The sequence below is a fragment of the Bifidobacterium scardovii JCM 12489 = DSM 13734 genome, assembly GCF_001042635.1.
Classification (GTDB): domain Bacteria; phylum Actinomycetota; class Actinomycetes; order Actinomycetales; family Bifidobacteriaceae; genus Bifidobacterium; species Bifidobacterium scardovii.
The window spans coordinates 586,670-612,414 of the sequence record NZ_AP012331.1; the positions used below are offsets into that span (position 1 = coordinate 586,670).

19 protein-coding genes and 1 tRNA gene are annotated in these 25,745 nt (G+C 64.5%); 14 read left to right on the plus strand and 6 right to left on the minus strand.

Features of this window, described 5'->3' with window-relative positions:
- The first annotated feature begins 58 nt into the window (after positions 1 to 58).
- Together fdxA and dapC are read left to right on the plus strand one after the other, a co-directional pair.
- Positions 59 to 379, plus strand: a complete 321-nt coding sequence (fdxA, locus tag BBSC_RS02355; protein ID WP_033516606.1) for a ferredoxin — start codon at positions 59 to 61, stop codon at positions 377 to 379.
- Positions 380 to 474: 95 nt separating this feature from the next.
- Entirely contained in the window at positions 475 to 1,602 is a 1,128-nt protein-coding gene (gene dapC, locus BBSC_RS02360) for a succinyldiaminopimelate transaminase (protein ID WP_033516604.1), read from the plus strand.
- A gap of 28 nt (positions 1,603 to 1,630) precedes the next feature.
- Here the strand turns inward: dapC and BBSC_RS02365 are convergent, their stop codons facing one another.
- On the minus strand, positions 1,631 to 2,671 hold the full coding sequence (locus BBSC_RS02365; protein WP_033516602.1) for a LacI family DNA-binding transcriptional regulator: 1,041 nt from the start codon (positions 2,669 to 2,671) through the stop codon (positions 1,631 to 1,633).
- 333 nt (positions 2,672 to 3,004) lie between these two features.
- Here BBSC_RS02365 and BBSC_RS02370 point away from each other — a divergent pair, with 333 nt between their 5' ends.
- Positions 3,005 to 4,363: an ABC transporter substrate-binding protein gene (locus BBSC_RS02370; protein WP_081892811.1), complete on the plus strand. Its 1,359-nt coding sequence runs from the start codon at positions 3,005 to 3,007 to the stop codon at positions 4,361 to 4,363.
- Between the two features lie 436 nt (positions 4,364 to 4,799).
- On the opposite strand, the gene dinB is transcribed toward BBSC_RS02370, so the two are convergent.
- Positions 4,800 to 6,080: a DNA polymerase IV gene (gene dinB / locus BBSC_RS02375; protein ID WP_033516598.1), complete on the minus strand. Its 1,281-nt coding sequence runs from the start codon at positions 6,078 to 6,080 to the stop codon at positions 4,800 to 4,802.
- 121 nt (positions 6,081 to 6,201) lie between these two features.
- Between dinB and BBSC_RS02380 the strand changes: the two genes are divergently transcribed.
- The 8 genes from BBSC_RS02380 (at position 6,202) to rpsI (ending at position 14,234) form a co-directional block, all read left to right on the plus strand.
- Complete coding sequence (locus BBSC_RS02380) at positions 6,202 to 7,137, plus strand: EamA family transporter (protein WP_033516667.1); 936 nt, start codon at positions 6,202 to 6,204, stop codon at positions 7,135 to 7,137.
- A gap of 105 nt (positions 7,138 to 7,242) precedes the next feature.
- Positions 7,243 to 7,330 (plus strand) — tRNA-Ser (locus BBSC_RS02385).
- A 546-nt stretch (positions 7,331 to 7,876) separates the two neighbouring features.
- The gene (locus tag BBSC_RS02390) at positions 7,877 to 9,244 is read left to right on the plus strand and encodes a CapA family protein (RefSeq protein ID WP_033516596.1); all 1,368 of its coding nucleotides are present in this window, start codon (positions 7,877 to 7,879) and stop codon (positions 9,242 to 9,244) included.
- A gap of 82 nt (positions 9,245 to 9,326) precedes the next feature.
- Positions 9,327 to 9,965: an IMPACT family protein gene (locus BBSC_RS02395; protein ID WP_033516594.1), complete on the plus strand. Its 639-nt coding sequence runs from the start codon at positions 9,327 to 9,329 to the stop codon at positions 9,963 to 9,965.
- A 36-nt stretch (positions 9,966 to 10,001) separates the two neighbouring features.
- Positions 10,002 to 10,715 (plus strand): AbrB family transcriptional regulator, encoded by a 714-nt coding sequence (locus tag BBSC_RS02400; RefSeq protein ID WP_046725970.1) that lies wholly within the window; start codon positions 10,002 to 10,004, stop codon positions 10,713 to 10,715.
- Positions 10,716 to 10,811: 96 nt separating this feature from the next.
- On the plus strand, positions 10,812 to 12,977 hold the full coding sequence (gene malQ, locus BBSC_RS02405; protein ID WP_033516592.1) for a 4-alpha-glucanotransferase: 2,166 nt from the start codon (positions 10,812 to 10,814) through the stop codon (positions 12,975 to 12,977).
- 294 nt (positions 12,978 to 13,271) lie between these two features.
- Positions 13,272 to 13,721 (plus strand): 50S ribosomal protein L13, encoded by a 450-nt coding sequence (gene rplM, locus BBSC_RS02410; RefSeq protein WP_033516591.1) that lies wholly within the window; start codon positions 13,272 to 13,274, stop codon positions 13,719 to 13,721.
- A gap of 21 nt (positions 13,722 to 13,742) precedes the next feature.
- Positions 13,743 to 14,234 carry a 30S ribosomal protein S9 gene (rpsI, locus tag BBSC_RS02415; RefSeq protein WP_033516589.1) on the plus strand — a complete coding sequence of 164 codons (492 nt, stop codon included), beginning with the start codon at positions 13,743 to 13,745 and terminating at the stop codon, positions 14,232 to 14,234.
- Positions 14,235 to 14,312: 78 nt separating this feature from the next.
- Here rpsI and glgX read toward each other — a convergent pair whose 3' ends face one another.
- On the minus strand, positions 14,313 to 16,970 hold the full coding sequence (glgX, locus tag BBSC_RS02420) for a glycogen debranching protein GlgX (RefSeq protein WP_046725969.1): 2,658 nt from the start codon (positions 16,968 to 16,970) through the stop codon (positions 14,313 to 14,315).
- 229 nt (positions 16,971 to 17,199) lie between these two features.
- On the opposite strand from glgX, the gene BBSC_RS02425 reads away from it, so the two are divergent.
- Positions 17,200 to 17,598, plus strand: a complete 399-nt coding sequence (locus BBSC_RS02425) for a VOC family protein (RefSeq protein WP_033516587.1) — start codon at positions 17,200 to 17,202, stop codon at positions 17,596 to 17,598.
- Positions 17,599 to 17,666: 68 nt separating this feature from the next.
- Here the strand turns inward: BBSC_RS02425 and BBSC_RS02430 are convergent, their stop codons facing one another.
- Positions 17,667 to 18,797, minus strand: coding sequence for an ROK family transcriptional regulator (locus BBSC_RS02430; RefSeq protein ID WP_033516585.1), 1,131 nt, complete (start codon positions 18,795 to 18,797; stop codon positions 17,667 to 17,669).
- 438 nt (positions 18,798 to 19,235) lie between these two features.
- Between BBSC_RS02430 and adhE the strand changes: the two genes are divergently transcribed.
- A complete protein-coding gene (gene adhE / locus BBSC_RS02435; RefSeq protein ID WP_033516583.1) occupies positions 19,236 to 21,974 on the plus strand; it encodes a bifunctional acetaldehyde-CoA/alcohol dehydrogenase in 2,739 nt (912 codons plus the stop codon).
- Positions 21,975 to 22,942: 968 nt separating this feature from the next.
- Here the strand turns inward: adhE and BBSC_RS02440 are convergent.
- Positions 22,943 to 23,872, minus strand: coding sequence for a YwiC-like family protein (locus BBSC_RS02440; RefSeq protein WP_051923104.1), 930 nt, complete (start codon positions 23,870 to 23,872; stop codon positions 22,943 to 22,945).
- Positions 23,873 to 24,008: 136 nt separating this feature from the next.
- A complete protein-coding gene (budA, locus tag BBSC_RS02445; protein ID WP_033516661.1) occupies positions 24,009 to 24,770 on the minus strand; it encodes an acetolactate decarboxylase in 762 nt (253 codons plus the stop codon).
- A 661-nt stretch (positions 24,771 to 25,431) separates the two neighbouring features.
- Between budA and rpsJ the strand changes: the two genes are divergently transcribed.
- Entirely contained in the window at positions 25,432 to 25,740 is a 309-nt protein-coding gene (gene rpsJ / locus BBSC_RS02450; protein WP_003827292.1) for a 30S ribosomal protein S10, read from the plus strand.
- The last annotated feature ends 5 nt before the right edge of the window (positions 25,741 to 25,745 follow it).

The window sequence follows — 25,745 nt, forward strand, 5'->3', positions numbered from 1 at the left end:
GCGGCGTACTCTGGATGCAGTAGCGTACTCTGGATGCAGTATTTTGAAGGAGGTTGTCATGCCCTATGTGATCGCTCAGCCTTGTGTGGACGTCAAGGACAAGGCCTGTGTGGACGAGTGCCCCGTCGACTGCATTTACGAGGGTTCCCGTTCGCTGTACATCAATCCGAACGAATGCGTGGACTGCGGTGCCTGCGAGCCCGTGTGCCCGACCGAGGCCATCTTCTACGAGGATGACCTGCCCGATGAGTGGGCGTGGTACAAGGACGCTGCGGTGAGCTTCTTCGCCGAGGTCGGCGACCTGGGCGGCGCGTCCGCCGCGGGCGCGATCGGCAAGGACCCCGAACAGGTCGCGGCGCTGCCCCCGCAGAACGCCTGATATCGCCTGATATAACCATGTCCGATCCGGGTGCGCGTGCGTACCCGGATTTCTTGTACATGCATGCCGTTGTGGCGCCCCGAGGAAGGATCGCTATGGGTTTTCATGAGTTTTCGTCGCCGTACGACTGGTCGCGCATCGCCGGATACAAGCGCACCGCGAAGGCCGCGTTCGGCGGCATGATCGACCTGTCCGTCGGGTCCCCCGTCGATCCGGTCCCCGACCCGGTGCGCAAGGCCTTGGCCATCGCGGCGAACGCGCCGAACGCATACGGGTATCCCGCCACCATCGGCACGGATGAGCTGCGGGCCGCGATCGACGGCTGGTTCGCCGAGCGGCGCGGCGTCGATCTCAAGGCGGTCGGGGCGGCCGTCGTGCCGACCGTCGGCTCGAAGGAGGCCGTGGCGCTGATGGCGTCGCTGCTGCACTGCGGCGCCGGCGACGTGATCGTGCAGCCCCGCGTGTCGTACCCGACGTATGAGATCGGCACGCAGCTGGCCGGCGCCAACGTGCTCAAGGTCGACGACGTGGCCGACGTCGAATCGTGGCGTCACGTGCCGAACGTCAAGGCCGTCTGGGTGAATTCGCCCTGCAATCCGACCGGCGTGACGCTGTCCGCCTCGCAGTTGAAGGGCATCGTCGATGCGGCGCGCGGCATCGGCGCCGTGGTGCTGTCCGACGAATGCTATGCGCTGATGACGTGGGCGGCGCCATACGCCCCCGCGCCCTGCGCGCTCGACGCGGCGGTCTGCGGCGGGGACGCGCGCGGCGTGCTCGTGCTGTACTCGCTGAGCAAGCAGTCCAACATGGCCGGGTACCGCACCGCGTTCATCGCCGGCGACAGCGGTCTGGTCACGCCGATGATCGCCTATCGCAAGCAGATCGGCCAGATCATCCCCGGCCCGGTGCAGGCCGCCATGGCGACCGGGCTGCGCGACGGCGAGTCGGTGGACCTCCAACGCGACCGGTACCGTGAGCGGCTGGGCACGCTGGTCGCCGGATTGCGCGCGTATGGGTATGCGACCAACCTGCCGCAAGGCGCGCTCTACGTGTGGGTGAAGGCCAAGTCGGGCGACTGCTGGCGGGATATGGCCGCGCTCGCCGAACTCGGCATCATCGCCAGCCCCGGCGAGTTCTATGGGGCGCCGGGCTACCTGAGGTTTTCGGCGACCGCGACCGACGAGGCCATTGCCGACGCGGCGCAGCGCCTGAACAACGCCTGATCGGCCGCCAACCGTCACGGCCGGGCCGTTACGGCCGGTCTTGGGGCGGAGGAGCGGTGCTGCCGCGGGGGATCAGCGTGGTGCGGAACGTCGTCGAGGGCTCGTCCAATGTGCCGCCCCGCATCATCGTCAGCAGTTTTTGCGCCGCCGCCCGGGCCATGAGCTGCGGGTCCTGGTGGATGGTGGTCAGGTCGGCCAGCGCCGCGGCCTCGTGGTCGTCGAAGCCGACGACCGACATATCCTGCGGCACACGGATGCCGAGCACGCGCAGGCGCTGCATGATGTCGAACGCCGCCTCGTCGATTTCGACGCAGATCGCGGTCGGGCGGTTCGGCGCCGATACGATGCGTCCCGTGATCTCGGCCGTGGCCTCGTCGATCGGCATCCGCTCGACCAGGGACTGCTTGGGGAACACCGTGACGTCGCCGTCGGTGTATCCCATCCGCTTGGCCGCTTCGAGGAAATACCGCTCGCGCAGGTGCGAACTGGACTCGAACGGCGCCGGCGAGGGGTGCTCCACGTAGCCGATGCGGCGGTGCCCAAGGCCGTGCAGGAACCGCACCGCGTCGTACATGGCCCCCTTGTTGTCCAGCACGATGGATGCGGGAAGCTGCGTCGTGCTGCTCGTGTCGAGGGCGACCGCGGGGATGTGCAGGCTGGTCAGCGCCTGCGAATAGCTGTCCTCCAGTAGGAATGAGGGGAGGATCAGCCCGTCCATGTTGTTGCCGCTGCCGGGCAGCTTGGCGAAGAAGTCCTCCAGCTCCGGCCGGGTCATGGCGATGACCGGCACCAGATCGTAGCCCTCCGGGGCGAGCACCTCCAGCGCGCCCTGCAGACAGTTCGCGTTGAACCATGCGTTCACCGGGCCGTCGAACAGGATCACCACCCGCATGGTCTTGCCCGAGGCGAGCGACGAGGCGCTGCGGGTGAGCGTGAACCCCAGCTGCTTGGCCGCCTCGGCCACGCGCTGGCGGGTTTTCGGGCGGACCGTGTCCATGCCGCGCAGGGCCCGGGACACCGTGGAGTCGGAGACGCCGGCGGCAAGGGCCACGTCGTGCAGAGTGCTCATCGGTCCCTCCTTGTGAAGAATGCTGCGCATATGTTCCCCAGTGTGGCGATGATAGCGCATGGCAGCGTTGTCGCATGCGCTTTCATTATTCTATAATACCGTATCGAGGGTGGCGGTACGTGCCTATGTATGTGCGTAAATTACTGGGTTTTTGCGCTGATGTCCCCCGATGTTTCCCGATGGGTTGACACGCCGAGTTGCATGACAAAAATGCAAGCGCTATCATTTATGGTACCTTGACGGAACGCTCCCCACGAGGGAGATCCGGATGGAGATCGGGATCGGGCGATGGCATGCCCCCCGCAAGGAGAAACTCATTACGAGGAGGTAGTGATGAAGAATGGTACTTGGCGTACGCTTGGCAAGGCGGTGAGCGTGATTTCCATCGCCGCGCTGAGCCTCGGCACGCTGGCGGCGTGCGGCGACTCCGGCAAGGCGGTCGACAGCAACGCGGGTCGTGTGTACTACCTGAACAAGAAGGCCGAGGAGCAGGAGAAGTGGGAGGCGCTGGCCCAGGCGTTCCAGGACGAGACCGGCATCGAGACCCAGATCCAGCTTTCGGCCACCGACTACGACCAGACCCTGCGCTCCGAAATGGCCAAGGACGAGGCCCCGACCATGTTCCAGGCCGACGGCCCCAGCTTCATGCACAGCTGGCTCGGCTACGCGGCCGACATGAGCGATTCGGAGATCTACGGCGAGCTGACCGACAACTACAAGGACCGCACCCTCAAGAACGCCGACGGCAAGCCGGTCGGCATCCCGTACGCGGTGGAGAGCTACGGCATCATCTACAACAAGTCGCTGCTCAAGAAGTACTTCGACGCGTCGTGGTCGAGCGTCAAGTCCATCGACAAGCTGAACAACTTCAAGGCCCTCAAGACCGTGGCCGACGAGATCCAGGAACACAAGGACGACCTTGGCGTCAAGGGCGCGTTCACCTCGGCCGGCATGGACACCTCCTCGGCGTTCCGCTACAACTTCCACCTGCCTTCCGTGCCGCTGTTCTACGAGTACCGCGACGACGGCGTCGACATGAACTCCGTGCCCGAGTCGGTCAAGGGCACCTACGTCGACTACATGAAGAACATCTTCGACCTGTACCTCACCGATTCCACCACTCCGGCCAGCGCCATCTCGGGCAAGACCATGGACGACTCCACCTCCGAATTCGCGATGGGCGAAGCCGTGTTCTTCCAGGACGGCGTGTGGATCTACAGCAACCTGCAGGACCAGGGCTTCCCGGATGAGGATCTGGGCGTGCTGCCAATCTACATGGGCGTCGACGGCGAAGAGGACCAAGGCCTCAACCAGGTCATCTCCAACTACTGGTGCGTCAACTCCAAGTCCTCCAAGAAGGACCAGGAGGCCACGCAGAAGTTCCTGGAGTGGCTCGTCACCTCCGACACCGCCCGCGATACCATCTCGCAGGACATGGGCCTGGTCACGCCCTTCAAGACCTTCGACGACGAGGCGTACCAGGTCAGCAACCCGCTGGTCGAGGCCAACCGCGAGTACCAGGATGCCGGCAAGTACGATGTGATCAGCGTCTCCACCGTGTCCCACCAGTGGGAGCAGGACCTCGGCTCCGCCGAGCTGTCCTACGCCCAGGGCCAGGGCAGCTGGGATGCCGTGAAGAAGGTCTTCACCGACAACTGGGCCAGCGAGTACAAGCTGAGCTTCGGCGAATAATCCCCGAACGGCATAGACGCCCGGGTTCGGATAACCGTTCCCCGTCATCGCAAGGGCCGCGGACGCGCATAGCGCGCCGCGGCCCTTGCGCATATCCAAGGAGTGCTCCGGCGCAGTCGTCCGAAGAATGAGTGAAAATTCACGCCCCCGCTGGCGGGGGCTGTCGGCGCAGCCGACTGGGGGTGGTTAGATGCGGCTTGGTAGTGAAGGATGAGCCGCAATCGCGAGTTGTCGGTGCGTGGCTTCCAAGCCATCGCCAAAATAAGCATGATATAACGTGTAATCAGACGCTTCGGCGGCCGCGCAGCGGCCTGGGGAGAGGATTTCCAAGAACGCCTAGATCCGGCCGATATGCGTGTGCTCCCCTCAGTCGGCTACGCCGACAGCTCCCCTCACAGAGGGGAGCCAGAATTCACAACGATAATGGCGCAGGCCATTAGACCCCCAGCCGCGCGGCGCTCTTGCCGTATTTGCGGCGCACCTCGTCCAGGGCCTGCTCGGCGCCGCGCAACCGCTTGGATTTGGTCTCGCTGCCGGATGACGCGGCGTTGCGTTCCTCCAGCACGTCGTCCAGCGTGGGTTGCATCACCATGTCCGCCGCCTGCACCAGGCCGCTGGCGCTGGCTCCGGCCAGGCGGATCTCGCGTGGCAGCGGTGCGGTATCGGGCGTGCCGTCCGGGATGTGGAGCATGCGGCGCAGCAGATCAACCGACTGCGGGTATAGGGCGCTCGCCGTATCGACCGGGCGCTCCATGGTGTGTGCCTTGGTCGCATAGCTCAGATCGGCGAAACGCAGCTTCACCGTCACCGTGCGGGCCATCAGCCCGCGGCGGCGCAGCGAGCTCGCCACCTCGTCGCAGCATTTGCGCAGCAGCGCGCATACCTGGCGCATGTCGCGCGTGTCTTCGCGGAACGTGCGTTCGGCGCCGATCGACTTTTCCGGGGTGTACGGCGTGACCTGGCGCCCATCCAAACCCCGCGAGGCCTGATACAGGCCGTGCGCCGCGGCGGCTGACCCGCAGGCGCGGGTCAGTGTCTCCTCGCTCATGGCGGCCAGGTCGGCCACCGAGCCGACGCCCCACGCATTGAGCCGGTGCTCCAGCGACGGGCCGATGCCCGGGATACCGCGCAGTGGCATCATCTGCACGAACTCGGCGTGCCGGGCGAGCGGTATCAGCAGCATCCCGTCCGGCTTGGCGTTGGTCGAGGCCATCTTCGCCACGAGTTTGTTCGCCGCGATCCCCACGGAACACGTCACATGGAAACGCGCCGCGGCCTCGCTGCGCAGCCAGGCGCCGATCGCGCTCGCGCTGTGCCAGCGCAGCAGCGCCCCGGATACGTCCATATAGCACTCGTCCACCGATACCTGTTCGATGCGGTCGGTGATCCGGCTGAACACTTCCGAAAAGATCCGGTGCGACATCATGCGGTAGTAGGCCATGTCCACCGGCAGGAAGATGCCGTTCGGGCACAGCTGCCTGGCGCGCGCCGACGGCATCGCCGAATTGATGCCGTATCGCCGTGCCTCATAGCTCGCCGCCGACACCACCGAACGCGCGCCGGTGCCGATGATCACCGGCTTCCCCGCCAGTTCGGGGTGCCGGGCCACCTCGAGCGACGCGTAGAACGCGTCCATGTCGATATGCAGCACGGTGCACCCGGTTTCGTCGTGCCCCCAATCGCGCTTGGCGGCGGCCAGTCTCGGTGCGGTGCTCATGATGCCATCCTAGCGGCGATCCGCCATTCATACAAATGTTCGAATGTTATGCGCTTTGGCATGTCATGCATAACGCGTCCATCCGCGCGGCGCGGGACGGACGGGTGATAGCGTGGTGTGCGTGAAACAAGTGATCTTGGGGGTGTTGAACCGCATTCCGGTATTCCTGATCGTCGTTGCCGAGGCCATATTGATGTACGCGGCCACATTGGTGGCCAAACTCGCGTTCACCCAGCTCGATCCGCTGTATGCGGTCTGGTACCGCGTGGGATTCGCCTCGTTGCTGCTGGTCCTGTGGCGCCGCCCGTGGAAGGCGTCGAAGCGTGCCGGGCTGCCGCATACCGCACGGGAATGGGGGGTCGTCGCGGCGTGCGGCGTGGCCGTGATGCTGATGAACACCATGTTCTATGTGGCCATCAGCAATATGAACGTCGGCATCGCCGTCGCCATCGAATTCGTCGGCCCGCTGTCCGTCGCGGTGATCGCGGGGCGGTCCTGGCGCGAGCGCGTCGGCATCGGCATCGCCGCCGTCGGCGTGGTGCTGCTGGCCGGCATGTCGTTGGCCCAGCCGACCGGGCAACGCTTCCTCATCGGCCTGATAGCGATCCTGATCGGCGGGTCGATGTGGGGCGTGTACATCGTAATGGGACGCAAGGTGGCGGCTCGGGGCAATTCCCTCGACAACCTCAGCGTGGGCATGCTCATCGGCTGGGTGCTGCAATCGCTGGTGCTGGCCGTGCCGGCGGTGCGCCATACCATCCATCCCAAGGCCGAGGCGACGTGGGCGGTCGGCCCTGCCGGCTCGCTCGGGCTGCTGGCGCTGCTGCTGTTCGTCGCCGTGTTCGCCTCGTTCATGCCGTATGTGATCGACCAGGTCGTGATGCGGCGCACCACGGCCGGCGCGTTCTCGGTCATGCAGTCGATCAATCCGGCGACCGCGATCCTCGTCGGTCTGGCCTTCGGCGAGATCCCGACGGTATGGGATATCATCGGCGTCGCCCTGGTGATCGCCGCGGTGGTGATCACCTTCTCCGGAGACGATGCGCCGGCCAAGTGACCGGCGTGCCGGCGCGCGTCAGTCCGCCCCCGACGCGCGCCGCAGTTGCGCAGTCCGGGGGCCGATGGTAATGTAAGTTGCTGTTGCGCTCATGCGGGCGCGACTGGAGTCATGCCTGAGTGGCCGATAGGGGCACCCTGCTAAGGTGTTAGTCGTGTTTAGCGGCTCGAGGGTTCGAATCCCTCTGACTCCGCCGACAAGGGTTTTGGGAGCAATCCCAAAACCCTTTTTCGTATCCAAAACAGCCAAGGCATGTTTTGGCCTATAACCCGAATTGCATGTTGCATGAATAGATGAATTCATGTACGACTTGCGCATGAATCTGGATTGCGACTCATGGTGCCGTCTCGGAATTTCGGGGGGTGAACGGTGGAACGCGCCGCGAATGGCGTTGTATTGAGTGATTGAGTAGCGGAGTCGGAGGTACGCCATTGTCCGTCCGCCTCCATTGACTCATTTTACTGTGCGGGAAATCGGAAACGCCATGGCGATACCAATCTTTTTCCGCGAAAACGCTTGATTTTTGCCGGTTGCGCGATTGAATCGATTAGCCCTCACGGGACGATGCCGACGAGGTGCCCCCGTACTCCGGCACGCCCGACGTCGACGCGGCCGGTCGCGCGACCGGGTAACGCCCCGGCGATAAGCTGATCGTGAGCGCGCGGGACGGATCCCGGAACCGTATGGCGGCCGTGTCCGAAAACGCGCGGGGAAGAGCGTATCGACGGAAGGGTTTGTCATGCGGCACATACGAGGCATGGGCCAGCACACGAATCGCGGCATGGCCGGCGAGTCGGCGCGGGGGCGATGGGTATGGCCGCTGGCCATCCTGGCGCTTGCGCTGCTGTGCATCGGCGGTTGGGCCGTGGCGTACACCATGAACACGCCGAAGGCGGAGAACCAGCCGGCGCAGTCGGCGGCTCCCGGCGCGTCGCTGGACAAAGGCGAGGCCGCACCGGCCCCGGTGGCCGAGCATCACGGGAATTCGCCGGACTGCCCGGACACTGACTGCATTGCCATGCTGGTCAACGGCGATCTGCTGTTCCACCCCGGACTGTGGAACCAGTACGCGGTCAATCCGTCCGCCACCGACGGCACCGCATTCGATTTCACCGGCCTGTTCGAGCCGTTGCGCAAGTACATCGACGCCTCCGACATCGCGGTGTGCGAGTTCGAGACTCCGATCGCCCCGCGCGGCGGCCCGTACACCGGCTACCCGGTGTTCGCCATTCCGCCGGAGGTCGCGGATGCGGCGGCCAAGGTCGGCTACCGCGCCTGCACGCACGCCACCAACCATTCGTGGGACCAGGGCGCGGACGGCATCGCGCGCCTGTGGGACACGCTGGCGGCCGACGGCATCGCGCAGACCGGCTCGTACAAGACCCAGGAGGATTCCGTCAAGCCGCTCGTCGTCGATTCGCCGACCGGCGGCGGCAAGCTTGGGCTGGTCACCGGCACGGTGTCGCTCAACGGCATGGTCGCCGACGAGGACTGGCAGGTCGATCGGCTGCGCGAGGCCGGCGATCCGAACCACCAGTCGGATATCGACAAGGCCGTGGCCAAGGCGAAGGCCGCCCGCGACCAAGGCGCCGACGTGGTGGCCATCGCCATGCATTCGGTGCAGGAATACATCGACTACGCCGATTCGTGGCAGACCAGCGAGGCCCACGAGCTCGCCGACACCGGCGCGTTCGACGTGATCTATGGCGCCGGGTGCCACTGTGCGCAGCCGATCGAGAACTACAACGGCACATGGATCATCTACGGCTTGGGCAATACGGTCACCGAATCGGCCAACACCGCGGACACGCTGGTCAACAATCAGGGCGTCACCGCGCGCGTGCAGTTCGCCGGCAAGAAGGGCGTGCCCGGGTCGTGGCGGGTCAGCCGCATCGACTGGACGCCAAGCGCCAATGAGACGCTCGGCAAATACCAATGGTGCTCGCTTGCGTCGGATCATCCGGACGGCACCTGCTGGTCCGGCGACCAGGACGCGCAGGTGCGACAGCGCATATGGAACGTGATCTATTCGATGGGCGCGGACCAGAACGTGGTGCGCGAATGGAACATCACCGCCGAACGCGGGGCCGCGCAAAGCGCTCAATAATCCGGTCGGCCGGTTTCCGCCGCAATCGTCCCGCCCTACCGTCCCGCCCCACCAACGACACACAAGAAGGCACACAGCAGCCATGCACACCATCCTCGATACCGCCGGGCAGCCGGCGCACGACGCGTTCGTCGAAAAGAAATCCGAATTCATCGGCGACGCGTGCCATATCGACACGCTGGACGAGGCGCTCGCCTTCGTGGAAGCCATCCGCCAGCAGCACCCCAAATCGCGCCATGTGGCGTACGCCGCGGTCTGCGGCGGCGCGGACGGCAGGCTGTCCGAGCGCATGAGCGACGACGGGGAGCCGTCGGGCACCGCCGGCAAACCGATCCTCGAGGTGCTGCGCGCCAATGAGCTCACTGACTGTGTGGTGGCGGTCACCCGGTATTTCGGCGGCATCCTGCTCGGCTCCGGTGGCCTGATCCGCGCGTATTCGACTGGCGCCTCGCTGGCGGTCAAGGCGGCGAGCCAAGCGCGGATCGTGCCGTGCGTGCGCTACTCGGTGCGGTTGGAATACCCTCAGTTGGCGATATTCCAGCGTTTGCTCGCCGACTGCGAGGGGCGTTCCGACGATGAGCGGTACACCGACCGCGTCACGCTGCGCGCCATTGTGCCGCAGGAGCGGTCGGAGACCTTTGAGTCGCGCACGCGCGAGGCCTTCAACGCGTCGGTCACCCCGGAACGACTCGATGTGGTCAACCATCCGGTCGCGCTGTGAGCCCGACGTCCACGTCCCGCAGCTAAGCTGGGACGCATGAGCGAATCCATCGAATCCACCGAGCCCGTCGAACCGACCGCGGTCGAGCCGTCCGCCGCATCCGGAGCGTCCGGAGCGGAGTCCAATGCGTCGCCGGAACCGTACCAGCCGGATCAGTCCGCTCAGGCATTCGAGCCGCTGACCGCGACCTACGAGCGGTTGCGTCATTCCACGGATCCGGACGAACTATCCGAATTCGCGCGCCGGCCGCTGCCCGACAAGGCGGATCAGGCCGCGTTCTCGCGTGCCACGGCACTGCTTGAGGCTGTGGCCGGCAACGCCAACACGCCGGTGGAGGACCGCATCATGCTGGCGCAGACGATGCCGTTCCCGAACGTTCTGGTCAAGTTGTCGGTGGATGACGACCAGCGCGTGCGCGCCGCCGTCGCCGCCAACACCGATGACAAGAACTGGCTGGTCGGGCGCCTGACCAAGGATGCGGTGCCCGAGGTGCGCGACATCGCGTTGCGCAACAAGCGGACCTCGTGGAAGATGCGGCTCGAGGGCGCGCAGAACGAGCAGCTCGACCCGCAAACGCTTGATTTTCTCAGCCATCTCGGGGTCGACAGCGAGCCGGACGCCTCGCCGATCCTGTCGGCGATGGTGCGCCGCGCCGTGGCGCTGAACCCGAACACGGATGCCGAGACGCTGGGCCGTCTCGCTTCGGACCCCGACCCCGTGGTGGCGAAAGAGGCGTCGCGCCGGGTGTGAGCCGGGCGACGCGGGAGCCCCGTCGCAACACGCATACGCGGTTTTTCGGCGTTTTATCGTGCGCGCCTCGGCGGGCTAGGACATACACTGTTAGGTATGACTGAGAGAACCGAAAGTGAAGAACGTTTGGCTCGCCCGCTGGTTCATCTGGCGCGGCTTGTCGGCGTGGCCACCAGTTATGTCGGCATGTCGGACGACTACCACGAGATCGATGACGATGTCCTGGTGGCCGTGCTCGCCGCGCTGGGCATCGACGCCTCCAGCGACACCGCGATCAAGGACTCGATCAGGCGCATCCACGACGAGCGCCGCGGCCGTCTCGTGTCGCCGACGGTGCTGCACATCGTCGGGCGTGAGGACTCCGTGCTGATCAACACCCCGATCCTCGCCGTGCCGTCTGCGTCCATCACGCTGGAAAACGGCGAGCCGTACGAGGGCACGCTGCAGATCGGGCCGGGGGACGGCTCCCAGGCGTACGTGATCAACGACCAGTTCATCGCCACCGCCGCGGTGAACCTGCCGGCCGATCTTCCCGTCGGCTACCATACCCTGCACGTCACGGTGAACGGCAGGCAGCAGGACGCCACGCTGATCAGCGCGCCGGACAAGGTCGAACTGCTGGATCCGATGAAGGGCGGGCACCTGTGGGGCTGGATGGCCCAGCTGTATTCGATCCGTTCCGCCGATTCGTGGGGCGTCGGCGATTACGAGGACCTGCGCCGCATGGTGATCGAGGCCAAGGCGAAGACCGACGCCGACTTCATCCTGGTCAATCCGCTGCATGCGGCCGAGCCGGTGTCGCCGCTGACGCCGTCGCCGTATCTGCCGGTATCCCGCCGTTTCGTCAATTTCACCTACATCCGACCCGAGGCCATCGAGGAGTTCGGGCTGCTCGACGATCAGGCGCGCGCCGAGGTGAAGTCGCTGCACGAGGGCGTTGAGCCGCTGAACGGCGACACCCAGCTGCTCGACCGCGACGCGATGTGGCGCAACAAGATGCGCGCGCTGTGGGCGATCTTCAAGGCCGGCCGCTCGGCCGCGCGGCAGGCGCAGTTCGAGGCGTACAAGGCCTCGTGCGGCGAGGAGCTGGAGGCCTACGCCACCTGGTGCCTGTGCTATGACAAGTGGGGCGCGCCGAACGGCCAGCCGGACAACTGGGAAAAGACCTATACCAAGAACTCCCCGGAGATCACGGCGCTGCGCGGGCAGTACCCGGACACGCTGGACTTCTACCGCTGGATGGAGTGGATCGCCTCCGAGCAGCTCGAAGGGGCGCAGCGGGCGGCCCGCGAGGCCGGCATGCGCATCGGCATCATGGCCGACATGGCCGTCGGCGTGCACCCGACCGGCGCGGACGTGTGGTGGAACCCCGAGCGCTTCGCCAAGGGAGCCACCGTCGGCGCGCCGCCGGACATGTTCAACCAGCAGGGGCAGGACTGGAGCCAGCCGCCGCTGAGCCCCATCGATCTGGAGAACACCGGCTACCGGACCTACCGCAATATGGTGCACGGCATGTTCGCACAGGCCGGTGCGGTGCGCATCGATCATATCCTCGGCCTGTTCCGCCTGTGGTGGATCCCCGAGGGCAAGCCGGCGACCGAGGGCGCCTACGTGCATTACGATGCGGACATCATGCTGGGCATCCTCGCGCTCGAGGCGTCGCGCGCCGGAGGCGTCGTGGTCGGCGAGGACCTGGGCGTGGTGCCCGAGTACGTGGCCGACTCGCTGTCCTCGCACGGGATCCTCGGCTGCGCGGTCGAATGGTTCGAGCAGTTCGACGGCGTGTTCCGCGCGCCTTCCGACTGGCGCCCGTATGCGCTGGCGTCGGTCAACACGCACGATCTGCCGCCGGCGGCCGGCTACCTCGAGTACGAGCACGTCACCCTGCGCGAACAGCTCGGGCTGCTGACCGGCCCCAAGGAGGACTTCGAGCGCAGCGCCCGCGCCGAGCACAAGGCGATGATGTCGATGCTGGTCGACAACGGCTATCTCGACCCCGCGCTGCTGGACGACGAGAAGGCCAACGAATGGCAGATCGTCGAATCGCTGTACCGCGCGCTCAAGGGGTCGCCGTGCAAGCTGCTCGCCGCGTCGATCACCGACGCCGTGGGGGAGAAGCGCGCGCAGAACCAGCCGGGCACCAACAACGAGTACCCCAACTGGCGCATCCCGCTGGCGGACGGCAAGGGCAACGTGGTGCCGCTCGAGGACCTGTTCGACAACGAGCATCTCCAGCGCATCGCCGGCATCATGAACGCCTGACCGGAGGCGGCGAACGGCGGCAGCGAACGTGGCCGGCGCGGTGATTCCGCGCCGGCCACGTTCGTATGAGGGGCCGTTCCGCGCGTCCGCGCGACACGGGCGACGCCGTTTTGCCTAATGTCAAGGCAGGCGATACACTAGTAGATTGTTGTGTTTCCCTAAGGGGTCCTTCAAAGCGCTTTCCCACTCGCCACCGAGGACTTTCAGGGAGCCCACGGATAATGAGGCCGAAACCGTCGCGTCCAACCAATGCGGCTGTGGAAGCCCGGAACACAATAAGGAAAAGGTACATCAGTGAAAACTTTCACTCCGAAACCAGCTGACTTGACTCACGACTGGTACGTCATCGACGCCACCGACGTGGTGCTCGGACGCCTCGCCACCCAGACCGCTATTCTGCTGCGTGGCAAGAACAAGCCGACCTACGCTCCGCACGCCGATTCCGGCAACCACGTGATCATCATCAATGCCGACAAGATCGCTCTGACCGGCAACAAGATGGGCAAGGAACTGTACTCGCACTCCGGTCGTCCGGGTGGCCTGCGTCGCGATAGCTACGCCCAGCTGCTCGCCAACAAGCCGGAGCGCATCATCGAGGCTGCCATCAAGGGCATGCTGCCGAAGAACCGTCTGTCCAAGGTGCAGATGGATCGTCTCCACATCTTCCGTGGCGCCGAGCATCCGCACACCCCGCAGAAGCCTCAGGTTTTCGAGATCGCCCAGGTCTCGCAGCAGGCCAAGTGAACCGAAGGGAGATAGAGAAACATGGCTGAAAACACCAACGACTCCGCGGTTCAGGCAACCGAAGAGGAGCTCACCTCGTACACCTCCGAAACCAACGCTGGCGCTGGCACCGGCACCTCCGCGATCGTCCCGGGCTACGGCACCGGCCGTCGCAAGGAAGCCGTCGCCCGCGTGCGTCTGGTTCCGGGCACCGGCAAGTGGACCATCAACGGCCGCACCTTGGAGGAGTACTTCCCCGCCAAGCTGCTGCAGCGTGAGGTCAACTCCCCGATCGTGCTGCTCAAGCTCGAAGGCAAGTTCGACGTCATCGTCCTCGTTGACGGCGGCGGCACCACCGGCCAGGCCGGCGCCATCCGCCTCGGCGTGGCCCGTGCGCTGAACGCCATCGATCGCGATGCGAACCGCGCCACCCTGAAGAAGGCTGGCTTCCTGACCCGCGACGCCCGCGTCGTGGAGCGCAAGAAGGCCGGTCTGCACAAGGCTCGTCGCGCTCCGCAGTTCTCGAAGCGCTAAAGCCGTACGGCTCTACGAAGGGCCCTTCCGCCATGTGGCGGAAGGGCCCTTTTGCTATGTGCGCTGCTGTTGCGCGCGCTACTGGATCTGCTTCATGATGCTGATGCTCAGTCCGGGAACGGCCCACAGATTCGGGTCGGGCACCGCGTCCTTGGATTCGTCCGTCCCGTCGTTCTCCGAGTCGTCCAAGGCGTCGGCGATGTTGAGGATCGCGTTGTCGTCGTGCGGCGAGTGCTGCGGGGACGAGGCCGCGATCGTGCTGACGTGCGGGTCGGCGTCGCCGCCGTCCCCGCCGTGCGAGTAGCTCAGCTGCTGGCCGCGGGCCGGATCGCCGTGCCCGGGATCGCCGTAGCGGATCGGGTCGCTCGGTCCGGGCTGCACGGACAGGCGGTTCTGCACGTGCATGACCACCTCGCGTATCGGACTGTGGTCGTCGACGGCGCTCGTCCAGTTGTCCTCCTCCGCGTGGGACAACGGATCGAACCGTTCCACATGGGCTCCCCTGGCGGGGCGCACGCCGTTGACCACGCCTGAAGTCCATTCGCACTGCCATTCGCAATCGGACGGCAGACGGTAGGCCTTCTCCTCGTCGACGCCGTTGATCACGATGAGGATGCCCGTCTCGGCCTGCGACTGCAGCCTCATGACGAAACTGCGCACGCTGGTGTCGAACCAGTCGTGGTCCATCGGCGTGGTGCCGTTCGGCAGATACCATTGCACGCGGCTCGACGGCTTGAACAGGCCGAGCTGCGTCAGCCGGGTGAAGAATTCCTCGTGATGGTACAGGTCGAGCGACTTGCGTATCGCGATCAGCCGCGACACGATCTCCAGCCGCCGCATCTCCGGCGTTTTCTTCGGCTGGTACAGCCAGTCCCAGTTCAGCCAGGTGATGTCGTTGTCCTGCGCGTACGCGTTGTTGTTGCCGTACTGCGTATTGCAGAATTCGTCGCCGGCCAGCATCATCGGCGTGCCCAGCGACAGCATCAGCGTGCCCAACATGTTCATCGCCGCCAGCTCGCGCCTGCGGTTGATGCGCGGGTCGTCGCTGCGCCCCTCGATGCCGAAATTCGCCGAATGGTTGATGTTGGTGCCGTCCATGTTGTTTTCGCCGTTGCGCTCGTTGTGCTTGGACGCGTACCGGGTCAGATCGGTGAGCGTGAATCCGTCATGGCAGGCTACGTAGTTGATCGAGGAGACGCATCCGCGGCCGGGGTCGGTGGCGAACAGATCGGCCGAGCCGCACAGCCGCGTGGCCATCTCCTGCATGCCGAAACCGCTGCGGGCCCCGGGTTGCGTGTCGGTGACCCAGAATTGCCGCGTGGCGTCGCGGAACCGGTCGTTCCACTCGCTGAACGGCAGGCCGAAGCCACCGGTGCGCCACCCTTGGGGCCCCAGATCCCACGGCTCCATGATGAGCTTGAGGTTGCCCAGCAGCAGATCGGAGCGCAGGGCGTACAGGAAGGGATGGTGCTTGGTGAAATCGCCGTCGAGGCGGGCCAGGGATGCGGCCAGATCGAAGCGGAACCCGTCGATGCCGATGCGCTTGGCCCAGTACCGCAGCGAGTCCACGGCGAAGGTCACCACATGCGTGTTGGTGAAGTCGAAGGTGTTGCCGCAGCCCGTCGTGTCCTCGAACCGGCCGGCGTTGTTCTTCTGGTGACGGTAGTACGATATCGCGTCCAATCCGCGCCAGCAGACGGTCGGCCCCTCCACGCCGCCTTCGCAGGTGTGGTTGTAGACCACGTCCATGATCACCTCGAAGCCGGCCTCGTGCAGGGCGCGCACCATATCGATCACCTCTTCGCGCACGGCGCGGGCGCCCTTGCTCCGGGCTGCGGCGGTGGCGTACGAGGGCTCGGGGGAGAAGTATCCGAGGGTCGAGTACCCCCAGTAGTTCGTGCGGCCGCGCTCCTGCAGGAACAATTCGCTCTGCTTGGCCTGGATCGGCAGCAGTTCGATCGACGTGACGCCGAGGCCCTGCAGATAGGCGAGCGTGACCGGATGCGCCAGCCCGGCATAGGTGCCGCGCAGCTCCTCGGGCAGCCAAGGCGCGTTGGCGGTGAACCCCCTGACGTGCAGCTCGTAGAGCACGGTCTTGCTCCACGGCACGTGGGGGTGCGACGGGTCGGCGTCGTGCTTGGTCTCGTCGCGGTCGTCGATCGCGACCGACAGCGGCACCTTGCCGAGCGCGTCGATGGTGCTCATGGCGCCGAACGCCGATCCGACGATCCGGCCGTTGCCGTCGAGCTCGCACTGGTAGGAGAACGCCGCCGGGTCGAGCTCCATGCTGCCGTCGATGCCCTTGCCGTACGGGTCGAGCAGCAGCTTGTACGGGTTGAACTGGATGCCCTTCTTCGGGTCCCAAGCGCCGTCCACGCGGTAGGCGTAGCGCATGCCGTCCCATGCCTTGGGCAGGTGGACGTACCACAGGCCGTAATTCGGCCCCTCCATGCGGAACAGGGTCTCGCGCAGGTACAGGGACTCGATGATGCGCGTGCAGACCGGATGCGCGTGGATCTCATTGATGAACGGCGACGGGGAATCCTCGAAGATCCGGACCGCGTCGGTGAAGAATGCGGTTGGCCGGTCGACCGGCTCGTAGACGCACAGCCATACCTGATCGGCTGTCTCCGACCGCACGACGGCATCGGCGCCACCGTCGTCGGTGAAGTACAGTCCGGGCCGTGTGGCGTATCGATGCGGTATCGCATACCGCTGGGGTATCGCGTGCTTCATATACCCATTGTAGCCGCGTCGATTTTTTGGGGATGAATCGGGCAATGGCAGGGGCTGCGGCGTGCGAACCGGCGTAATCGGCGACTTACCGAAAGGTAATTTGCAAAAATGGATCGAGGATCGTGCGTTCGCATGGCGCGTCTGCCTGGTGCGTCCGTCTGTGCGAATCGTGTCGCGCCAATCGATTGACATACCATGGTACCGACCATTCGTTGCAAAGGAGAACCCAATGGCCAAGCCGATGACCGCATTCACCACCGACCTTCAGCATTCCGGCATGCCGGCGAAGGATTTGGACGAGACCATCGCGTTCTACACCGACGTGCTCGGATTCGAACTCGCCGGGCTGTTCCGCAACGGGGAGAACCGCTGCGCCTTCCTGCGCTACGGACATCTGACCATCGAGACGTGGGAGGGCGACCCCGCGCCGATGACCACCGGCGCCATCAACCATTGGGCGTTCGACACCCCGGACATCGAGGCGGCGTTCGAGAACGCGAAGGAGCTTGGCCTGAACTTCAAGGATGCCGAGATCCAGTCCATCCCGACCTTCTGGGACAACGGCATCCGCTATTTCAACGTGTACGGGCCCAACGGCGAGACCATCGAGTTCTGCCAGATCGTCTGACCGGGTGCGGGCGCGGGTGCTGGTGCGGGGGTGCTGGTGCGCAACCGGATACCCGTCCGGCGGGCGGCTCACTTGCCGCAGATGTCCTCCAGATACGCCTCGACTGGGTGCAGCGCCGCGCCGACGGCGTCCTGGTGATCGGAGCGGAGGCTTTTGCGCAACACGAACCGATCGGTGCCGAACGGGCTGAGGCGCTCGACGCGGGCCCTGAGATCGGCGATGTCCCCGTCGTCGAGATATTGCGCGGCCTCGCCGCCGATGATCACGTCGCCCGCGATCATGGTGCGAGCGTTGACGATCGCCTGCGCCACGCGCTCCAGCCACTCGTCCATGCGTTCCCGGTGGTGCGTCTCGCCCTGTTCGAGCACGCTGAAGAATCCGGGGATGCTCTCGTAGTCCTCCGGCAGCGTCTCCGGCGAGCAGTAGGCGTCCATGCAGCCGCGGTTGCCGCAGTAGCATGCCTTGCCGTTCGGCACGAGGCACATGTGCTCGATGGCGCCGTTGCACTGGTTGGGGCCTTGGTGCAGTCCGCCTCCGACGATGACGGCGCCGCCCGGCCGGCGGTCCAGGTAGATGCAGACGGCGTCGGTCAGCGTCGGATCGGCCCACAGTTCCGCCATGGCCGATGCGGCGCAGTCGCGGATCATGATGCACGGGTAGTGCACCGATTGGCTGATGACGTCCAGCGTGAGCCCGGTGTTGCCCATGATCGCGCCGAAGGTGATCGCGGTGCCGTCCGCCGAAACGATGCCCTGAACCGAAAAGACCACGCCGAGAGCCGCCGTGCCGTCTTTCTCCGTCTCCGCGGCGAAGTCGTTGACGATGCCTCCGATACGCTGATAGTACGCGTTGGTATTGCGGTAGGGGATGGCGCGGTCCGCTTCGGCGATGACGTTGCCGTGAAGATCCACGGCGCACAGGACCAGGTCGCCGGGCCGCATCGATACGCCGATGGATACGCGGTGACGCGCATTGAATTCGTATGACCGGGCCTTGCGGCCGCCGGTCGATTCCTGCAGCGCTCCGCGGGTGATCAATCCCTCGCCGTCCAGCATGCGCAGGTTCTGCGTGATGGTGGGCAGGCTCAGCCCGAGCTCCCGTTCCAGCTCCTGCTTGGTGGCATGGGCGTGGGCGTAGAGGTACCTGGCAATCGCGTTGCGATTGTGTTCCTTGACCGCAAACGACGGCGTCGACGTCATGGGAGCCTCCTTGATCGCCTGATATCTCATGCGCACTACGTGCCAGTGTACTGTGCGAGGGAGGGGTATAGTTAACGATGAACCAACTTTTGGAAAGTTTTTTCTAAAAACTTTGATGTCGTACGTATCTTATAGAAATCACCTTTCTATAAGTTGGATCTGGATGTGCGCTTTTGCTGTGTGAGGTACGGGGAAAAATCGAACAAAAACTCCCAAATAGGTGGGTATTGGTATGTTTTGCGTTGGAAAAATCGCATTTTGTAACAAAAAGAGATCAAAGTCGCACATGAAACGCCGGTGAAATTGTGCGTATGCAGAGATGTGCGCTATCCAGTAAATTGTGAGCTAGGCCACAAAACGCTGATGCGATGTGGCTGGACAATGTCCGCTCCACCATAGGCGGAAACCCAATTTGCAACCGCAAGTCGAGGAGGATTCATGGCAGAAGCAACGAAGGCCGAGGCTCCCACCAAGCCGAGCCCCGAGGAGAAGCAGGCAACGGCCGAGGCCGAGGTCGACGCCCTGGTCAAGAAGGGCCTGAAGGCGCTTGACGAGTTTGAGAAACTGGATCAGAAGCAGGTCGACCGCATCGTCGCCAAGGCGTCGATCGCCGCGCTGAACAAGCACCTCGTGCTGGCCAAGATGGCCGTCGACGAGACCGGCCGTGGCCTCGTGGAAGACAAGGCCACCAAGAACATCTTCGCCTGCGAGCACGTCACCAACTACCTGGCCGGCCAGAAGACCGTCGGCATCATCCGCGAGGACGACGTGATGGGCATCGACGAGATCGCCGAGCCGGTCGGCGTTGTCGCCGGCGTTACCCCGGTCACCAACCCGACCTCCACCGCGATCTTCAAGTCGCTCATCGCCCTCAAGACCCGCTGTCCGATTATCTTCGGCTTCCACCCGGGCGCGCAGAAGTGCTCTGTCGAGGCGGCCCGCATCGTGCGTGACGCGGCCATCGAGGCCGGTGCCCCGGAGAACTGCATCCAGTGGATCGAGCACCCGTCGATCCAGGCGACCGGCGCGCTGATGAAGCACCCCGGCGTCGCCACCATCCTGGCCACCGGCGGCCCCGGCATGGTCAAGGCCGCGTACTCGTCGGGCAAGCCGGCCCTCGGCGTGGGCGCCGGCAACGCGCCGGCCTACGTCGACAAGAACGTCGACATCGTGCGCGCCGCCAACGATCTGGTCCTCTCCAAGCACTTCGACTACGGCATGATCTGCGCCACCGAGCAGGCCATCATCGCCGACAAGGACATCTACGCGCCGCTCGTCAAGGAACTCAAGCGCCGCAAGGCCTACTTCGTGAACGCGGACGAGAAGGCCAAGCTGGAGCGCTACATGTTCGGCGTCACCGCCTACGAGAGCCCCGATCAGCACACCGTGCTCAACTCCGTGGTCCCGGGCAAGTCCCCGCAGTACATCGCCAAGGCCGCGGGCTTCGAGATCCCGTCCGACGCCACGATCCTGATCGCCGAGTGCAAGGAAGTCGGCGAGATGGAGCCGCTGACCATGGAGAAGCTCGCTCCGGTTCAGGCGCTGCTGAAGTCCGACAACAAGGAGCAGGCCTTCGAGATGTGCGAGCAGATGCTCGTGCACGGCGCCGGCCACACCGCCGCCATCCACACCAACGACGAGGCTCTGGTGCGCGAGTACGGCCAGCGCATGCACGCATGCCGCATCATCTGGAACTCCCCGAGCTCGCTGGGCGGCGTGGGCGACATCTACAACGCGATCGCCCCGTCGCTGACCCTGGGCTGCGGCTCCTACGGCGGCAACTCGGTGTCCGGCAACGTGCAGGCCGTGAACCTGCTCAACATCAAGCGCATCGCTCGGAGGAACAACAACATGCAGTGGTTCAAGATCCCGGCCAAGACCTACTTCGAGCCGAACGCCATCAAGTACCTGCGCGACATGTACGGCATCGAGAAGGCCGTCATTGTGTGCGACAAGGTCATGGAGCAGCTTGGCATCGTCGACAAGGTCATCGACCAGCTGCGCGCCCGCGCCAACCGCGTCACCTTCCGCATCATCGACTACGTCGAGCCGGAGCCCTCCGTCGAGACCGTCGAGCGTGGCGCCGAGATGATGCGCGAGGAGTTCGAGCCCGACACGATCATCGCGGTCGGCGGCGGATCCCCGATGGACGCGGCCAAGATCATGTGGCTGCTCTACGAGCACCCGGAAATCGCCTTCTCCGACGTGCGCGAGAAGTTCTTCGATATCCGCAAGCGCGCCTTCAAGATCCCGCCGCTGGGCAAGAAGGCCAAGCTCGTGTGCATCCCGACCTCGTCGGGCACCGGCTCGGAAGTGACGCCGTTCGCGGTGATCTCCGACCACAAGACCGGTTACAAGTACCCGATCACCGACTACGCGCTGACCCCGTCCGTCGCGATCGTGGATCCGGTGCTGGCCCGCACCCAGCCCCGCCGCCTGGCCTCCGACGCCGGCTTCGACGCGCTGACCCACTCGATGGAAGCCTACGTGTCGGTGTACGCGAACGACTTCACCGACGGCATGGCGCTGCACGCGGCCAAGCTCGTGTGGGAGAACCTGGCCGAGTCCGTCAACGGCGAGCCCGGCGAGGAGAAGACCCGCGCCCAGGAGAAGATGCACAATGCCGCCACCATGGCCGGCATGGCCTTCGGCTCCGCGTTCCTCGGCATGTGCCACGGCATGAGCCACACCATCGGCGCCCTGTGCCACATCGCCCACGGCCGCACGAACTCGATCCTGCTGCCGTACGTGATCCGCTACAACGGCCAGGTTCCCGAGGAACCGACCAGCTGGCCGAAGTACAGCAAGTATATCGCCGATGAGCGCTACCGCGATCTGGCCATCAACCTCGGCGTCGATCCGGGCAAGACCCCGGCCGAGGCCGTGGAGAACCTGGCGAAGGCCGTCGAGGACTACCGCGACAACAAGCTCGGCATGAACAAGAGCTTCAAGGATTGCGGCGTCGACGAGGATTACTTCTGGAGCGTGCTCGACCAGATCGGCATGCGCGCCTACGAGGACCAGTGCGCCCCCGCGAACCCGCGCATCCCGCAGATCGAGGACATGAAGGACATCGCCATCGCCGCCTACTACGGTGTGTCGCAGGCCGAAGGCCGCGCCATGCGCATCGAGCGCGAAGGCGTCGACGCCACCGAGGAAGCCTCCGAGCGCGTCTGAGCGCGTCCAAGCGCATAGGTGGCCCGAAAACTAGCGGCAACCTAGCCGTATAACCAGAGCCCGACCCCAACACGGGGCCGGGCTCTTCCGTTTGCCCCCGCGTGGCGGCATTCCGCGCCGTCGCGTGGTGGTGTATTTGCCGCGTGGTGGAGTTCCACGGCGCACTGATCGTTCCACCGCGCGGGTAATCCCTCCACGGCGTGGTAGTCCAAATTGGCGGAATTCCGCGGATCGTCATTTCTTCTCTCATACGCCGTGGAACGATTTCTTCGCGGTGGGATGTTTGCCGCGTGGTGGAATGGTTTGCCGCGTGGTGGAATGGTTTGCCGCCTGTTGGAACTCCTATGGTGTGGCGGCATTTCGCGTCATGGTGGTGATCTTCCATGGCGTGGTAATCGTTCCACCGCGCGGTACCCCTTCCACGCCGCGGTAAAGTGTCCACTGCGGGGTAGGGCAAATTGGCGGAATTCCGCGGATGATCCTTTCTTCTCTCATACGTCGTGGAACGATTTCTTCGTGGTGAGGTGTTTGCCGCGTGGTGGGGTTCCATGACGCACTGATCGTTCCACCGCGCGGTAATCCCTCCACGGAGTGGCAGGCCAGATTGGCGGAATTTCGCGGATAGTCATTTTCCTTCTGATACGCGGTGGAATGTTTGCCGCGCCGTGGAATGGTTTCCTCGTGGTGGAGTGCCTGCGGCGTGGTGGCATTCCGCGTTGTCGTACGGTGATTCCTCCGCGTCGTTACAATTGTTCCACTGCGCGGTAATCTTTTCACCGCGCGGTAACTCTTCCACGGCGGGGTAGGGCAAATTGGCGAAATTCCGCGGAAAACCGATTTTCCTTAACCGCGTGGTGGAACAATTACCGCGTGGTGGAAGGATCACTGCATGGTGGAAGAGGTTACTGCGCCGTGGAAGGATCACTGCGCGGTGGAATATTTAGCGCGAGGGAATACCTTGAGCCGTGTTATGCCAAGAGCGCCGCGAGGATGCATCCGAAGGCGATGAAGCTGGCGAACGCCTCGGTGATACCGGTGACGACGGGTTTTATGGTCCGGTGCCGTGCCGCCATCGGCAACGCGATGGCGCGGGCCAACAACAGAATGGCCATCACGATGAGGTAGGGGCTACGGCCATCCGGGATGGCGAATATCAGCAGCATCGCCGCGTGCCAGGCCCATGACGCCACCAGATACGAACGCTTGCCCCGCTCGCGGATCATGGTTTTGACCACCAGCACCGAGCCATACTGCGTCAGTGCGAACAGTATGGCTGCGGCCAATCCCACCGTGGGCAAGGCGCCTGCGGGCCACCACGCATGAAGATCAAAGAGCCTATCCATGCCTGGCATGGTCCGAATGGCGGTACTGGCGGCTGCGGTGCCGCAGGAGGCCGTCGAAGCGTCGGTTCCCAACGGCGCGAAGGACTCGAGACACGCCCTCTCGTTCCTCGAACCGAACGACACGATTACCGTGGCCATGACCGATGCCGCGATTATGGCCACCGCGTTGCCCCACAGCGATCGCTCCTTCCTCAGCCATGAGGAGAGCATCGAGAGGGCTGCAAGCACCATATATAACGGTGCCCAACGCAATACTCCGGTGTGCGTGGCGAGGAACGGCAGCCCGATCACGGCGAGCACCGCGATATAGACGAGCATCGGCGGCAGGTAACGCCGCGAACAATGCGACTTGAACCAGTGGGCGGCGCTGAATTGCACGCAATAACAGGCGGCCCACGCCGCCAGCAGCCATAAGGCGTCGAGATTGGGCCCGCCTATGATGGCTCCGGCAACCGCCGGCAGCATGACCATGACCCATGCGCCTGGCTGGTTATCGACCCAGTCGCGTTTGAGGGTCTTGCGGCGCGTCTGCGGAGATCTCGTTGATGTGGCCATAACAGGTAATCTTATCGTGATGGTCGGCGAGCATGGCTTTCGGCGGAATCGTATGAGGCCGGGGCGTCAATCCAACGTGCGCCGGTCGGAAGGGGTCCATCGTCGTATGCGTTGCCTCGCGGCGCGCGACGACCTTTCAGTGGGTGTCGCCTTCGGCGGTGGTGATGGCCTCGGCGATCGGATCCTTGCTGAAATCGTGATTGCGGTATCCCGGGTCGTCCACCGGAAGATGCTGCATCAGCGTGTCGAATACCTGGCTGTAGATCTTGCCGTGGTCGAGCACCGCATCCAGCACGTGGCCGCCGAAGGTGCGGTCGTCCGAGAGGAAGTGCTCGTGGAATCCGGCCACCGCGGCGCCGTGGAACATGACCGGCGAGAAATAGCCGAGCAGCGTGCCCCTGACATCGTGGCGCAGGAACATCGCCTGGCGGTCGGCCACCTCCACCAGTGTGGGGTAGGGCGCCTGCTGCTTGATGACGGCGCGCGTCTTGATGAAGCTGAACGTGCCGCGCACGATCACCGAGAAGAAGGTGTTGGCTCGGCCGTTCGCCTCGACGATGCGGTCGTTGAGCGCCTTGAGTCCGATATCCGACCGTTCGCATTGGTATTGGAACGCGGCGTGATGCACGTTCGCGAACGGCATGGTGAAATCGTCCGGCACCCGCTCCGCCACGCCGCTCTGCCCGACCTTGTACGCCTCGCCGTCGAGGATGATGAGCTCGCCGTCGAGTCCCTCGCCGGTGCCGATGCCGGTGTCGCCGTGCTTCAGCAATTCGCCGATGGTGGTCGTGCCTTCCAGCAGCCCGGGGACGAGCAATGCCAGCGTGCCGTGCTGATAGAGCACGTTCGCGTTGTTGTCGGTGATTGGTTTGATCTGTTCCGCCTGTGATTTTGTCACGGAGCACACGATAATGCGATCTCTGCAGTACTCTCAACATGTATCTCACGGTTTCCGCTCACCGTGACGCGAATCACACGGCTCCGCTGGTGCCGGAGGGTGCTTGGCGGTGCATTGTTTCCGGCCACCCCCAGTCGGCTTCGCCGCCAGCCCCCGACGTCATATGCGACGTGCGCTTCGCGCACTGCTATGGGCAATCCACAGGATTGCCCATCCAGCGGGGACATGAACTTCGTGCACATGGGCAAGTCCGCGAGGTGGGAAAAACGGTGAGGGCGTGCCGCGCGGGGCGCGCGACTCGTCCACGGAGCCGTTGACCGGACAGTCCGGTGGACTGTCTGTAGGCGACGCCGAGCGGCGGCAGCCCGCGAGGTGGAGAAAACGGTGAGGGCGTGCCGCGCGGGGCGCGACACGCCCGAACTCCTTAAGGCCACCCCCAGTGCTTTAATTAACAAGTTGCCTGATTTGGGCTCGCATATTGGAATCAAAAAAGCGAGCGCGGCACGGGGAGATACATCCGTAGATTTCCGGAGCTGCGCACTGATGTGGTGGTGTCCACGGAGCATGCCTCGCAAGAGGTGCGTTTCGATGGTCATGCCCGCCGGTGCCCTTCAAGCAGGCTGGTAAACAGTAAACGAATCGCTAGAAAGGGCGGACGGCAATGGCGGGACAGAAAATCCGCATCAGGCTTAAGTCCTATGACCATGAGGTCATCGACCAATCGGCGAAGAAAATCGTCGAAACGGTGACGAACGCGGGTGCAACTGTGGTTGGCCCGGTTCCGCTCCCGACCGAGAAGAACGTGTTCTGTGTCATTCGTTCTCCTCACAAGTACAAGGATTCTCGCGAGCATTTCGAGATGCGCACGCACAAGCGCCTCATCGACATCGTGGACCCGACCCCCAAGGCCGTGGACTCCCTGATGCATATTGATCTGCCCGCGGATGTCAACATCGAGATCAAGCTGTAAGGGAG